Raw genomic sequence first — 12,497 nt, 5'->3', positions numbered from 1 at the left:
GGGGCTTACCGGATGCGGGTGCGCTGACCTTGGGGTTTCATGGGTCCATGGGCATCAACTTCAACGACATCAAGAAGAAGGCGCAGCAGGCGCTGGACCAGAACGCCGACAAGATCGAGAGCGGCATCGACAAGGCCAGCGGCTTCGCGAAGTCGAAGTTCGGCCAGCACTCGAGCAAGATCGACAACGTCACGACGAAGGCGAAGGACTTCCTGCACAAGCAGTCCGGCGGCGGTGAGCCCGGCCCCGGTACGGCGGGCCCGACGGGCGGCCCCGGGCCGGCCGGGCCACAGACGGGACCGACCGGACCGACCCAGCCGTAGCTCCTACCGCACCTCGCCGATGGCCGTGTCCGCGGTGAGGGAAGTGATGCGGCCGCCGCGTTCGCCGAGCGCGCGCAGGCCGTCCCGGGCGTCCGGCGCGCTCAGCGTGACGCGGACGCCCGACGGTGTGGCCTGCCTGGCCTCCGCCAGCGCCCGCGCGCCTTCGTGACCCGAGTTGATGCTGACCGCGAGGCCGCCGGTGGAGGCGAGCGATCCGCGCATAGCGCCGAGCCGGCCGAGTGCCTCGTCGAGCACCGGGAGCAGCGCTTCGCGGTTGCCTTCCGTCATCGCCCGCACCAGCTCCGGGCGGGTGGCCGCCACGCGGGTGCCGTCGGTGTAGGAGCCGGCGGCCAGTGCCATCGCGACCGGGCCGCCGTCCGCGCCGACCGCCGCCAGGACCGCGGCCAGCAGGTGCGGCAGGTGCGAGATCCGGGCGACGGCCTCGTCGTGGGTGCTCGCGGTCAGCGGGACGACGTGCGCGCCGACGTCGAGCGCCAGCCGGGCGACCTCCGCCCACGCCGCCAGGTCGGTGTCGTCCTCGACGCACACCACCCACGCCGCGCCGTCGAACAGCGTGGCGCCGCCCGCGCGCCAGCCCGACTCCGCGGTGCCCGCCATCGGGTGGCCGCCGACGAACCGGGCGTTCGGGGCGAACGCCCGCGCCGCGGTGAGCACCCCGGTCTTCACGCTGGTCACGTCGGTGAGCAGGCACGACGGGGCGCACTCGCCGACGGTGCGCAGCACCTCCTCGATCGCGGTGAGCGGGACGGCCAGCACGACCAGCGCGTCCCGCTCGGCGGCCGTCCGCAGCGCGGCCGCCACGTCGGTCGAGGCGTCGAAACCCTCAACGACCGCCGCCTCGGCGTCCGCCTCCGCGGTCGTGGCGCCCCAGACCCGCCGCCCGGCCGCCGCGGCCGCGCGCAGCACCGAACCGCCGATCAACCCGAGCCCGATCACGCATACGTCTCGCACGGGGCCTCATCCTGCCAGGGCGTCGAGCGCGAAGGCGGCGTACATCGCGACTCCCGCCGGGAAAGCGCCTTCGTCGTGGCGCACCCGGTTGGAGTGGTTGGTCGGCGCCTCGGCCGGGTCGACGTCCGGCGGGCACGCGCCGAGGAACGTGAAGGCGCCCGGAACCCGTTGCAGGACATAGGAGAAGTCCTCGGCGCCCATGATCGGATCGGCCATCAGCTCGGCCCGGCCGAGCACCCGCTGGGCGAGGTCCAGCACCCGCAGCGCCGTGTCCGGGTCGTTCGCGGTCACCGGGTAGCCGGGCTCGATGTCGACCAGCACGCGGCAGCCGTGCGCCGCGCCGACCGCCTCGCACACCTTCGCCAGCTCGGCCTTCACCAGCGACCGGGTGGACTCGGACAGGGTGCGGATCGTGCCGAGGAGCTCGGCGGTCTCCGGGATGATGTTGGTCGTGGTGCCGGCCGCGATCCGGGTCACCGACACCACCGCCGGGTCGAACACGCTGATCCGCCGCGTCACCATCGTCTGCAGGGCGGTCACCATCGCCGCCGCGGCCGGCACCGGGTCGATCGCGTTGTGCGGGCTCGAACCGTGGCCGCCCTTGCCGGTCACCTGGACCGAGAACGTGTCGTTGGACGCCATCAGGGGGCCGGGCCGGGTGGTGATCAGCCCGGACTCGACGTGCGCGAGCAGGTGGATGCCGAACGCCCGCTCGACCCGCGATCCGGCGGCGTCGAGCACGCCCTCGTGGATCATGTGCCGCGCGCCGTGGTAGCCCTCCTCGCCGGGCTGGAACATGAACACGACCGAACCGGCCAGCTCGTGCCGGTGGGCCGACAGCAGTCGCGCGGCCGAGGCGAGCATCGCGACGTGCCCGTCGTGCCCGCAGGCGTGCATGGTTCCGTCCACTTCGGAAGCGAACTCCAGCCCGGTGTCCTCCTGCAGCGGCAGCGCGTCCATGTCGCCGCGCAGCAGGACCGCGGGGCCGTCCTTCGCGCCGCGCAGCACGGCGGTGAGCGCGGTGGTGGACCTGCCCTCGACGATCTCCAGCGGGAGGCCGTCCAGCGCCCGCCGGATCGCGGCCTGCGTGCGCGGCAGGTGGAGGCCCTGCTCGGGATGGGTGTGGATCTCGCGGCGCAGCGCGACGGTGGCCGGTTGCAGAGCGTCAGCTTCGGAGAGCAACGCGGCCAGGCGGGTGTCCGGCAAAGGGGGCAACTCGGTGGGTCCCGTCATCATCCGATCCTCGCAGAGCGACTGCACCGGTGATCCGTCCAGGTATACGGTGTGCGCTATGTCGGTGAAGGAGCCGGTTGCGGGATTCGCGGTGGCCGTGGTCCGGGAGGACGGCAAGTGGCGCTGCAGCGCGCTCGACGCCGGCGCGCTCTCGGGTCTGGATGCCGCTATCACCGAGCTGGCCAAGTTGCGGTCCACCGGGGCCGTGTTCGGCCTGCTCGCGGTGGACGACGAGTTCTTCGTGATCGTGCGGCCGAGCCCGCGCGGCCCGTCGCTGCTGCTGTCGGACGCGGCGGCGGCGCTGGACTACGACATCGCCGCCGACGTGCTCGACGTGCTGCGCGTCGACCCGCCGGACGAGGAGGACGACTCGATCTGGCCCGAGGGCGACCTCGACATCCTCGCCGACGTCGGCCTGCCCGGCCCGGAGCTCGAGGTCATCGCGGGCGAGGTGGACCTCTACCCGGACGAGCAGCTGCAGATGATCGCGCAGCGCTGCGGGTTCGGCGACGAGTTCACCGCGCTGCTCGACGAGATCTGACGTGTCCGACGCCGAGCTGGTGTCCGCGGCGCTGGCCGCCGCACGGGAGGCCGGCCCGGACGTGCCGATCGGCGCGGCCGTGTTCGCCCCGGACGGCCGCCTGCTCGCCCGGGCCCACAACGCCCGGGAGGAGCTGGGCGACCCCACCGCGCACGCCGAGGTCCTGGCGCTGCGGGAGGCCGCCGGAGTCTTCGGCTTCGGCTGGCGGCTGGACGGCTGCACGCTCGCCGTGACGGTCGAACCCTGCACGATGTGCGCGGGCGCGCTGGTGCTCGCCCGGATCGCGCGGGTGGTGTTCGGGGCCTGGGAGCCGCGCACGGGTGCGGTGGGTTCGCTGTGGGACGTCGTGCGGGACCGGCGGCTCAACCACCGGCCCCAGGTGCGCGGCGGCGTGCTGGAAGCCGAGTGCGCGGCGCTGCTGGCCGAGTTCTTCGCCGGTCACCGGGACGTGTGACCGGCCGGGTGGCGGGGTAGCCCGGTGGGGACCGCAGCGAAGGAGGGTCGATGAACGTCGTGAAGAACCGGATGACGAGCCGGAGCCGCCAGGCCAAGGGCGGTGCGCGTGAGCTGTTCGGCCGCCTGACCGGCAACCGGCGGCACCAGACGGCCGGCCGCGCCGAGCGGATTCGCGGCGCGGTGCGCGAGACGACGACCGAGGTGGCGGACTGGGCGGCCACCGCCGCCCGCGACGCGCAGCGCCGCTTCCGCGCCAGGTGAAGGAGTGCCTGCAAGCCGCTCGGAGGCGTCTAGTAACCTAGTCGGCGGTAGCGTGTCCGAGCGGCCGAAGGAGCACGACTCGAAATCGTGTGACGGTTGACCCCGTCCGTGGGTTCAAATCCCACCGCTACCGCCGGTACGAACGCCGGGTCTCCCTCGGGAGGCCCGGCGTTCGTCGTTCGCGGGTCCGGGCCGGGCGACCGTAGCCGATCCGTACGCGGCGCTCTCACCTGCGGTTTCGCCATCCAGCAGCGTCCGGTTCCCGGCCCGGCGGGTTCGTAGTGTCCCGGTTCGTGAAACTGCCTCGAATGCTTGGTGTGATGGTGCTGGCGGCGGGTGGCGTTCTCGCCTCGGCGGGCAGCGCCTCGGCGATCGTCGAGCCGCCCGCGGGTGGCTGGGACCACACCTGGAGTGCTTACGGCGCAACGGTCTACGTCGAAGAGCACGACGACATCATCTCGCTCTGCGACAGCTCGGCGAACGGGCACGCCGCCACCGCCCGGGTGGAGTGGCTCTACCCCAGCGGCAACGCCTACTGGATGGTCCCGGCCAAGGGCGGCAACGGAACCTGTTCCACGCAGAAGGCGAGCACCGGCGCGAACCTGCCCGAGGGCGAAACGATCTACCTCGAGTTCTCCGGCGACGGCACGAACTACCGGAAGGTGTCCTTCTTCAACGACCACTGATCGCCCTCCGTCCGTTGTAGGCCGGGTGGACGAACCGTTACCGGTTGTTGCTGCCGAGTCTTCCTTCGTCTCACCTCATCGAGGGAAGATGCCTCGACTGATGATCAGACGAGGGGACTCAGGGTGACGACCACTCGAAGAATCGGCGTGCTCGCCGCCGCCGCGCTGGCCGGGCTGACCGTCGCTGCGGCACCCGCGTCGGCGGCCGCCGCGGACGTCCTGATCGCCGAGGTCTACGGCGGCGGTGGCAACAGCGGCGCGACGCTGACCGGTGACTTCATCGAACTGGCCGGCGCCGCGGCCACGACCCTCGACGGCTGGAGCGTGCAGTACCTGCCCGGCTCGCCCAGCGCGTCGAGCAAGTGGCAGGTGACCCCGCTGACCGGCTCGGTCGCCGCGGGCGGCCGCTATCTGATCGCGGAAGCCACCGGATCGGGTGGCACCGTCGCGTTGCCGGCCGCGGACGCGGCCGGGTCGATCGCGATGTCCGCGACCTCCGGCACCGTCGCCCTGGTCCACGGCACCAACCCCCTGACGTGCCTCACCGCGGCCGGCTGCCTCGCCGACCCCGCCGTGCACGACCTCGTCGGCTTCGGCTCGGCGACCGTCCGCGAAGGCAGCCCCGCCCCCGCGCCGGGCAACACCAGCTCCGTGTCCCGGCAGACCCTGACCGACACCGACGACAACGCCGCTGATTTCGCCACCGGCGCCCCTACCCCGGTCAACACCAAGGGCGAGACCTCCGGCGGTGACGCGGGCGGAACCCCGGCCGCGATCCACGACATCCAGGGCAGCACCCGCCGCTCGCCGCTGGCCGGCAAGAAGGTCACCGGCGTGACTGGCGTCGTCACCGCGCTGCGCACGTTCGGCTCCGCCCGCGGGTTCTGGATGACCGACCCGCGGCCCGACGCCGACCCGCGCACCAGCGAGGGCGTGCTGGTGTTCACCGGCTCGACCACGCCCGCGGTGGCCGTCGGCGACGCGGTCACGGTGTCCGGCACCGTCACCGAGTACTACCCGGACAGCCCCACGAACTCGATCTACCAGTCCACCACCGAGATCACCGGTCCGCAGTGGACTGTCACGTCGACCGGCAACCCGCTGCCCGCCGCCACCGCGATCACGCCGACGACCGTGCCCGGTGCGCTCGCGCCCCAGGCCGGCGGCAACATCGAGGGCCTGCCGCTGGAGCCGGCCGAGTACTCGCTGGACTTCTGGGAGGCGCACGAGGGCGAGGTGGTCAGCGTCCAGGACGTCCGCGTCGTGGGCCCGTCCACCGACTACAACGAGGTGTACGTGACCACCAAACCGGACGAGAACCGCACCGGCCGCGGCGACGCGGTCTACACCGGCTACGACGAGCCGAACACCGGCATCCTCAAGATCGAGTCGCTGATCCCGTTCGCGCAGCGCCCGTTCCCGCAGGCCGACACGGGCGACACGCTCACCGGCCTGACCTCCGGGCCGATCGAGTACGACAGCTTCGGCGGCTACACCCTCCAGGCCGGCGTGCTGGGCGAGGTCGAGGACGGCGGCATCGAGCCGGAGACCACGCGCACGCAGTCGCCGGGCGAACTGGCGGTCGCGACCTACAACGTCGAGAACCTGTCCGCTGTGGACGACCAGGCCAAGTTCGACCAGCTGGCGAACGGCATCGTGGACAACCTCGCCGCGCCGGACATCGTGACCCTGGAGGAGATCCAGGACAACAACGGCGCCGCGGCCGAGGGCGACGGTGTGGTGGCCGCGGACCGGACGCTCCAGCGGTTCACCGACGCCATCGTCGCCGCGGGCGGGCCCAGGTACGAGTGGCGGCAGATCGACCCGCGGGACATGACCGACGGCGGCGAGCCGGGCGGCAACATCCGCGTCGGGTTCCTGTTCAACCCGCGCCGGGTGTCCTTCGTGGACCGCCCGGGCGGTGACGCGACGACCGGCGTGTCCGTGGTGCAGGAGCGCGGCAAGCCGCACCTGTCGGTGTCGCCGGGCCGGATCGACCCGGGCAACGCCGCGTGGCAGAGCAGCCGGAAGCCGCTGGCCGGCGAGTTCGTCTTCCACGGCCACACCGTGTTCGTGATCGCCAACCACTTCAACTCCAAGGGCGGCGACCAGCCCGCGCACGGCCGCTACCAGCCGCCGGCCCGGAGTTCGGAGGTGCAGCGCGGGCAGCAGGCGCAGGTGCTGCGCTCGTTCGTCGACCAGCTGCTGGCCGCCGACCGGTTCGCGGACGTCATCGTGGCCGGCGACCTGAACGACTACCAGTTCTCGCCCGCGCTGCGGACGCTCACCGCGGGCGGTGCGCTGACCGACCAGATCGGCCGGCTGCCGGAGGACGAGCGGTACAGCTACGTCTACGAGGGCAACTCGCAGGTGCTCGACCACATCCTGACCTCGCCGGCGCTGCGGCGGGTCGACTACGACGTGGTCCACATCAACGCCGAGTTCGCCGTGCAGGCCAGCGACCACGACCCGCAGATCATCCGTTACCGGCCGGCCCTCTGACGTGCCACAGGCCGCCGTCGCGTCCCGCGGCGGCGGTCAGCGGTGCAGTTGCTTCGCGCGGCGCTGGGCGGCGCGGGCCGCCTGCAGCATCGCCTCCGCCAGGTCCGACGGCTTGACGTGCTCGAACAGGGCGGCGTTGATGGCGACCTCGAGGACCTCGCCGCTGGCGGACACCCCGACCTCGACCAGCCCCCAGTCGTCCTGGGCGGTGGTCACCTGCTGCGCGGCCTGGCGCTGCCGGGCGACCGGACGTTCGCCGACACCCTCGGACTTCTTGGTCAGCTCGCGGTTCACCGGGTCCTCTTCCTCTCGGCTGGCTGCTACGACGCGACCGACTCCCCAGCGGTTCCGTGAGGAACCAACCACAGCCGCGCAACGTCCGACGATCATGAACTGGGTACGCGCGACCGTCGACCACCTGTCCCGCCGCGAGGTCTCGCCCGTGGTGCCGGCGACCCTGCGGACCGACCTCAGGTGGGCCCGGGCGTACGTCCGCCGCCCGATGCCCAAGCCGGACACACTGGAACCGGAGAGCTGGATGCGCCCGGCGAACTAGCGCCGCGCACGGCGGCCCGCGCCAGCGTGTGCCGGCCCGCACCTGCGCGGGTGTCACGTGCGCCGGTGGGTGTGGCCCGATCGCCGAGGGCGCGGTGGCCTGGTGTTGCGCGCGGCGGCCTAGCGCCCCGCGCTCGGCAGGGGTCTCCCGTGTGCCGCTGGCTGCGGCCCGGTCGCCGAGCTAGCGTCGGGCGCGCCAGTGCGGGTGTTGCGCGCCGGAGCGTGCGGCCCGGCCGCCGACAGCGCGGCGGCCTGGCGTTGCGCGCCGCGGGCCTAGCGTCGAGCGCCTGCGCGGGCGTCACGTGTGCCGATGGCTATGCCCGGCCGCCGAGGACGCGATGGCCCGGTGTTGTACGGCGACCTAGCGCCCCGCGCTCGGCACGGGTCTCCCGTGTGCGGCTGGCTGCGGCCCCGCCGCGAGCTAGCGTCGGGCGCGCCAGTGCGGGTGTTGCGCGTCGGAGCGTGCGGCCCGGCCGCCGACAGCGCGGCGGCCTAGCGTCGCGGGCGCCTGCGCGGGCGTCACGTGCGCCGGAGCGTGCGGCCCGGCCGAGCGCCCGGCGAGCTAGCGTCGCGCGCGCCAGCTCAGCGACAGCACCGCGTCCACCAGCTCCTGGTACGCCTCCTTGACCTCGCGCAGGTAGAGGTCGAGCCGGGAAGCGTAGGCGTGCGGCGCCGGCGCCGGGTCGGCGCCCACCTCGAGCCACGGCAGGCGGCTGACGTTGTCCTGCGCCATCCGCCACCAGTGCTGCGCGCCCTGCACCGTCCGGGCCTCGCGTTCCCTGGCCTCCGCCACCGCGGCCTCGGCGGCCGCGATCTCGGCGTCCAGCTCCTCGGCCCGGCGCCGCTCCCACGCGCGCAGCTCCTCGGCCGCCTTCCCGGCGAGCCCGACGATCTGCTTGTACTCCATCGCGGCGTTCACGACTGGTGCTCCGGTCGGTCGAAGGGGATCATCACCTCGGGCGAGACGTGCGTGCTGCGGTCGAAGAACAGCGCCCGCCCCGGCCGCGGCGACCAGTGCACGACCTGCCCGGCCGCGAACTGGCTCAGCTCCGCGCCCTGCACGTCGAGCGCGGCCCACGCCCCGATGTCGTCGGTGCCGGCGAACCCGAGTGTGTCCTTCAGCCGGGCCGTGCTCCGCCACCAGCCGATCGTGTGAATTCCCTTGCCGGGGCCCTGCTTGAGAACCACCCGGAAGTGGTCGAGCCCGCTCTTCAGCTGGCCGGGTGATTTCTGCTCCAGGATCGGCAACGCTCCGTCGACGCCGTAGAGCAGCAGGATCCGCGCGTGCTCGGGCGGCTCCTCGGCCAGCTTGGCCATGTGCTCACCGAGCTCGACATCACTGAGCCGCACGACGCGGTGCCCGTCCGCCTCGAGTCCGTCGGCCAGCTCACCGACCGCGGGCGCGCACCGGTCGACCATGCACGCCACCAGGAACTCGACCTCGTGCCGCGGGTACTGCTTCGCCAGCGACCGCGCCGCGGCGTCCATGATGGACAGTGCCTCGGCGATCGCGGTGCCCATGATCGCGAGGTTGCGGCCCGGCGCGCCGGTCAGCTCGACCTCGCACGCGGTGTCGGCGACGTCGATCGACTGGCCCAGCAGCGCGCGCGGCACCCCGCCCGGGCTGAGCGCGGCGAACGCCGCCGAGTGCTCCAGCAACGGCGAGTGCGCGCCGTCGAACAGCCGTGGCCGCTGGTGCTCCTGCGCGTAGCGGTCCCACAGTTCGCGCTGCAGCGACGAGAAGATGTCCTTGCTGCTCGCGTCCGGCACGTGCGCGAGCTGGTTGCCGTGCGCGACACCGGAATCGTGGTTGATCACCGCGTGCCACTTCGGCGCGGCGACGGCCGCGTTGTTGGTCTCGGCGAGCACGCGTCGCGCCTTCGGCATCGCGATGCGCAGCGTGCACTGCTCGAACACGGCCGGCTTGCCCCAGAACGCGTCGATGCCCGCGATGTCCTGGCTGGCCAGGATCAGGTGGATGCCCTGGGCCCGGCCACGCCGGGCGATGTCCTCGAGCAGTGCGGTCGCCTGGTTGGTGACGCCGTCGCGACCCGCGAACAGGTACTGGAACTCGTCGATCACCGCCACGATCCGCGGCCAGCGCCCGTCCGGGTCCTGCTGGCGCAGCCCGGCCAGGTCGGTGACCTCGTGCTCCTTCGCCGCGGCCGAGCGGCGGCGCAGCTCGTCGGCGAGGAACCGCAGCAGCGCCAGGCCGAACTCGCGGTCGGTGTTGACGTTGACCCCGATCAGCCGGGCGTGCGGGAGCCAGCTCGCGTCGCGGCGGCCCGGCGCCAGCCCGGCGAAGGACACGCCCTCCTTGAAGTCCAGCAGGTACAGCGCGAGCTCGTCGGGTGGGTAGCGCGCGGCGAGGCTGCCGAGCAGGGCGTAGAGGAAGTTCGTCTTGCCCGAGCCGCTCGGCCCGCCGATCAGCGCGTGTGGGCTCGCGTCGCCGATCACGACCTCGACCGGGTCGCCCTCGTAGAACCCGACCGGTGCCCGCAGCTCGCGCGCGGAGTTCTCCTGGCCCAGCTCGGCCGGCAGCAGGTCGCGGAACGAGCGCGGGCCGCCCTGCTTCTCGATCAGCGCGTCGGCCAGGCGGCTCGCGGCGGCGCTGACCTCGGTCGACGGGATCGGCGGGTCCAGGTCGACGACGAGGTTGGGCCCGGTCATGCTGGTGGCCGCGTGGTGCTCGTCGACCATGCGGATGTTCTCGAACGAGCCGCCCAGGATCGTGGGGATGTCCACGGTGATCAGCGAGATCCCGGCGGCCAGCGCGGCGCCGGCGATGCGTTTGAGCTCCCGCAGTGGTTCCGCCGCCCAGGTCTCGCCGTTGCCGAACAGCACCACGACGCGCCACGGCTCGACGCGCTGCCCGAGCTGGTCGCGCAGACCACGCAGCGACGTGTGGCCGGCCTGCATGGTCTGCGCGTGGATGCGCCGGATGTGCCCGGTCAGCTCGTCGAGCAGGACGCCCAGCTGGTCGGGGTCGTAGAGCGTGACCGCGGAGGTGCGGGACAGCGGGTACAGGTTCGGCAGCACGGCGGTCAGCTGCGCGACGTCCCACAGGTGGATGCGCACCGAGCCCAGCTCCATCGAGCTGAGCACGCGCAGCAGCAGGCCTTCGATGAGCGATTCGATCGACTGCCGGGTGCGGACGGCCGAGGTGATGGCCAGGTGCGAGTCGTCCAGCAGCGGCACCATCACCGGGAACGGGCCGGACTCGTCCATTGTGGACGAGCCGATGCGCCACAGCGGCGGTGGTGAAAGCGGTTCCCGGCCCGGACGGCCCAACCACGCGCTCGGCGGCAGGCTCGCCGGCCCGGACGCGACGCGCGCGACGAGGTCCCGCAGCCGGGCGGGCACGGTGGCCGCGTCGGTGTAGAACGCGGCGCGCTGGGCGGTGAGCTTGTCCCGCACCCCGGCCATCATCGGGTGCCGCAGCGCGGCGGCGAGTTCCTCGTCCTCGGCCGCGGCGTCGATGCCGGCGCGCACGACCTGCTGTTCCAGCTGGAGCCGGGCCAGGTCGGCCTCGGCGATCTGGCGCCCGGCGTGCACGGCGCCCAGCACCATGCCGAGCTTCTCGCGCATGGTGCCCAGGGCCGTCACGACCCGGCGCTTCTGCTCGTTGGCCTTCGGCATGGCGCGCCTACAGCCGGGCCAGGTAGGTGTTCACCAGGTCATCCGCGGCGCGCAGCCGGTCGGCGTCCTTGCCGAGCCGGTCCACCGCCGCCGCGAGCTCCGGCGGCACCCAGGCGTCGGCCTGTTCATGGGCGTTCACGATCACTTCGCGTGCTTCGTCCAACAGTTCCACCGCACGGTTGGTGTGTGCGCTTGCCTCGGCCAGTTTGGCACGGAACTCGGCCAGCTGCGCCTGCAGCTCGGGGAGCGAGAACATCTAGAGGCGGGCGGCGTACGACTCGGCCGACGACACCGCGGCCTGGATCGTGTTCTGCTGCCCGTTGATGCCCTGCAGCGCCTCGGCCAGCATGCTGTTGGCCTGGGTCACCTCCGGCTGCGTGCTGCCCGAGGTGACCTGGCCCAGGATCTGCTGGGCCTCCTCGAGTGCCTGAGCGGCCTGCTGGAGGGCTGCGACGCCGGCGTTGCACTTCTCGTTCGCCATCGCGATCCCAGCGCGGATCTCTTCCACTCCGGCCATAATGACGCGGGTTCTCCTCGTGCTAGCGGTTCGTCGTGCCGCGTGTGCGGCCTGTCATCAAACTATCGGTAGCACGGACCAGACCATGAGCCCGGTCACTGGTGCATCCGGGTGATGTGGCGAGGGCCCCGGACGCGTTCACACGTCCGGGGCCCTCGCCGGTTGCCGAATGAGGGAACGCCGGGCACCTCGTGGATGCCCGGCGTTCCGTCGGAAGAGCGGAGGATACGGGATTCGAACCCGTGAGGGCTGTTACACCCAACACGATTTCCAATCGTGCGCCTTAGGCCGCTCGGCCAATCCTCCGCGGAGAAGGGTACAGCAGGCCGCTCACCTGGGCTCAGGCGGCCTCGGGCGGGGCTGTCCTCGCGGCGGGCTAGGCCGAAAAGCGGTCGTTGGGCGGTCGGCGAGTAGACGGGGCTCATGGTCGCAGATCGCCGTGAGTGCCTGCCGCTGGTCGATCTTCGGATCGGCCGGCGCTCAGTTGATGGGCAGTCTGGCGGGGGTGCAGACCACCTGCAGACGCGGTCACGAGATCCAGCGCGAGTGCGAGCGGCAGAAGCCGTACTTGGCCCAACCGGCCAGTTCCGAGCCTGTGACTGTCGACCGGCTCCGGCCGCACTCCACCGGCTTGACCAGCGGAAACGGGCCCGCACCCGACGGTTGGAGGCGGATTGGCCGGGCAGGCACCGCAACCAGCGAGCCTCGCAGGTGAATCCCCAGCAACGCCAGGGCCACGGCCAGGTGGGTGTTCAGGTCTGTCACAAACGGATCTTGAACGCCCTTCGTGCGTCTCCGGTTACCACCCAGAC

The 12,497-nt window shown here is 72.5% G+C and carries 14 protein-coding genes, 2 tRNA genes and 1 pseudogene; 8 read left to right on the top strand and 9 right to left on the bottom strand.

Going from position 1 to position 12,497, the window contains the following annotated elements; genetic code table 11:
• Positions 1 to 47: 47 nt before the first annotated feature.
• Positions 48 to 323: an antitoxin gene (locus tag FB470_RS09150; protein WP_306990392.1), complete on the top strand. Its 276-nt coding sequence runs from the start codon at positions 48 to 50 to the stop codon at positions 321 to 323.
• A 3-nt stretch (positions 324 to 326) separates the two neighbouring features.
• Here FB470_RS09150 and FB470_RS09145 read toward each other — a convergent pair whose 3' ends face one another.
• Positions 327 to 1,280, bottom strand: coding sequence for a prephenate dehydrogenase (locus FB470_RS09145; RefSeq protein WP_306999146.1), 954 nt, complete (start codon positions 1,278 to 1,280; stop codon positions 327 to 329).
• Between the two features lie 21 nt (positions 1,281 to 1,301).
• Positions 1,302 to 2,528, bottom strand: coding sequence for a M20 metallopeptidase family protein (locus FB470_RS09140; RefSeq protein WP_306990390.1), 1,227 nt, complete (start codon positions 2,526 to 2,528; stop codon positions 1,302 to 1,304).
• Between the two features lie 58 nt (positions 2,529 to 2,586).
• Between FB470_RS09140 and FB470_RS09135 the strand changes: the two genes are divergently transcribed.
• The 6 genes from FB470_RS09135 (at position 2,587) to FB470_RS09110 (ending at position 6,974) form a co-directional block, all read left to right on the top strand.
• On the top strand, positions 2,587 to 3,069 hold the full coding sequence (locus FB470_RS09135) for a tRNA adenosine deaminase-associated protein (RefSeq protein ID WP_306990389.1): 483 nt from the start codon (positions 2,587 to 2,589) through the stop codon (positions 3,067 to 3,069).
• A gap of 1 nt (position 3,070) precedes the next feature.
• A complete protein-coding gene (locus tag FB470_RS09130; protein ID WP_306990388.1) occupies positions 3,071 to 3,523 on the top strand; it encodes a nucleoside deaminase in 453 nt (150 codons plus the stop codon).
• Between the two features lie 50 nt (positions 3,524 to 3,573).
• The gene (locus tag FB470_RS09125) at positions 3,574 to 3,786 is read left to right on the top strand and encodes a CsbD family protein (RefSeq protein ID WP_306990386.1); all 213 of its coding nucleotides are present in this window, start codon (positions 3,574 to 3,576) and stop codon (positions 3,784 to 3,786) included.
• 46 nt (positions 3,787 to 3,832) lie between these two features.
• Positions 3,833 to 3,919, top strand: a tRNA-Ser gene (locus FB470_RS09120).
• Between the two features lie 175 nt (positions 3,920 to 4,094).
• Positions 4,095 to 4,472: a hypothetical protein gene (locus FB470_RS09115; protein ID WP_306990384.1), complete on the top strand. Its 378-nt coding sequence runs from the start codon at positions 4,095 to 4,097 to the stop codon at positions 4,470 to 4,472.
• Between the two features lie 123 nt (positions 4,473 to 4,595).
• On the top strand, positions 4,596 to 6,974 hold the full coding sequence (locus FB470_RS09110) for an endonuclease/exonuclease/phosphatase family protein (protein WP_306990383.1): 2,379 nt from the start codon (positions 4,596 to 4,598) through the stop codon (positions 6,972 to 6,974).
• A 36-nt stretch (positions 6,975 to 7,010) separates the two neighbouring features.
• On the opposite strand, the gene FB470_RS09105 is transcribed toward FB470_RS09110, so the two are convergent.
• The gene (locus tag FB470_RS09105) at positions 7,011 to 7,268 is read right to left on the bottom strand and encodes a YbaB/EbfC family nucleoid-associated protein (protein ID WP_306990382.1); all 258 of its coding nucleotides are present in this window, start codon (positions 7,266 to 7,268) and stop codon (positions 7,011 to 7,013) included.
• A 94-nt stretch (positions 7,269 to 7,362) separates the two neighbouring features.
• Between FB470_RS09105 and FB470_RS09100 the strand changes: the two genes are divergently transcribed.
• Positions 7,363 to 7,530 carry a hypothetical protein gene (locus FB470_RS09100; protein WP_306990380.1) on the top strand — a complete coding sequence of 56 codons (168 nt, stop codon included), beginning with the start codon at positions 7,363 to 7,365 and terminating at the stop codon, positions 7,528 to 7,530.
• A 561-nt stretch (positions 7,531 to 8,091) separates the two neighbouring features.
• Here FB470_RS09100 and FB470_RS09095 read toward each other — a convergent pair.
• From FB470_RS09095 to FB470_RS35975, 6 genes and pseudogenes are all read right to left on the bottom strand, one after another.
• The gene (locus FB470_RS09095; protein WP_306990379.1) at positions 8,092 to 8,448 is read right to left on the bottom strand and encodes a hypothetical protein; all 357 of its coding nucleotides are present in this window, start codon (positions 8,446 to 8,448) and stop codon (positions 8,092 to 8,094) included.
• Positions 8,445 to 11,168 (bottom strand): FtsK/SpoIIIE domain-containing protein, encoded by a 2,724-nt coding sequence (locus FB470_RS09090; protein ID WP_306990378.1) that lies wholly within the window; start codon positions 11,166 to 11,168, stop codon positions 8,445 to 8,447. The genes FB470_RS09095 and FB470_RS09090 overlap by 4 nt, the downstream gene beginning before the upstream one ends.
• Positions 11,169 to 11,175: 7 nt before the next feature.
• Entirely contained in the window at positions 11,176 to 11,424 is a 249-nt protein-coding gene (locus tag FB470_RS09085; protein ID WP_306990377.1) for a hypothetical protein, read from the bottom strand.
• On the bottom strand, positions 11,425 to 11,685 hold the full coding sequence (locus FB470_RS09080) for a hypothetical protein (RefSeq protein ID WP_306990376.1): 261 nt from the start codon (positions 11,683 to 11,685) through the stop codon (positions 11,425 to 11,427).
• Between the two features lie 219 nt (positions 11,686 to 11,904).
• Positions 11,905 to 11,991: transfer RNA gene (locus tag FB470_RS09075), tRNA-Ser, on the bottom strand.
• Positions 11,992 to 12,081: 90 nt separating this feature from the next.
• Positions 12,082 to 12,495 (bottom strand): annotated as a pseudogene (locus FB470_RS35975) (IS982 family transposase); the annotation flags it as partial.
• Positions 12,496 to 12,497 lie beyond the last annotated feature (2 nt).

Origin of the sequence: Amycolatopsis thermophila (genome assembly GCF_030814215.1) — a bacterium.
In the GTDB taxonomy this organism is placed as follows: Bacteria; Actinomycetota; Actinomycetes; order Mycobacteriales; family Pseudonocardiaceae; genus Amycolatopsis_E; species Amycolatopsis_E thermophila.
This window is presented reverse-complemented; position numbering and strand designations above follow the sequence as displayed.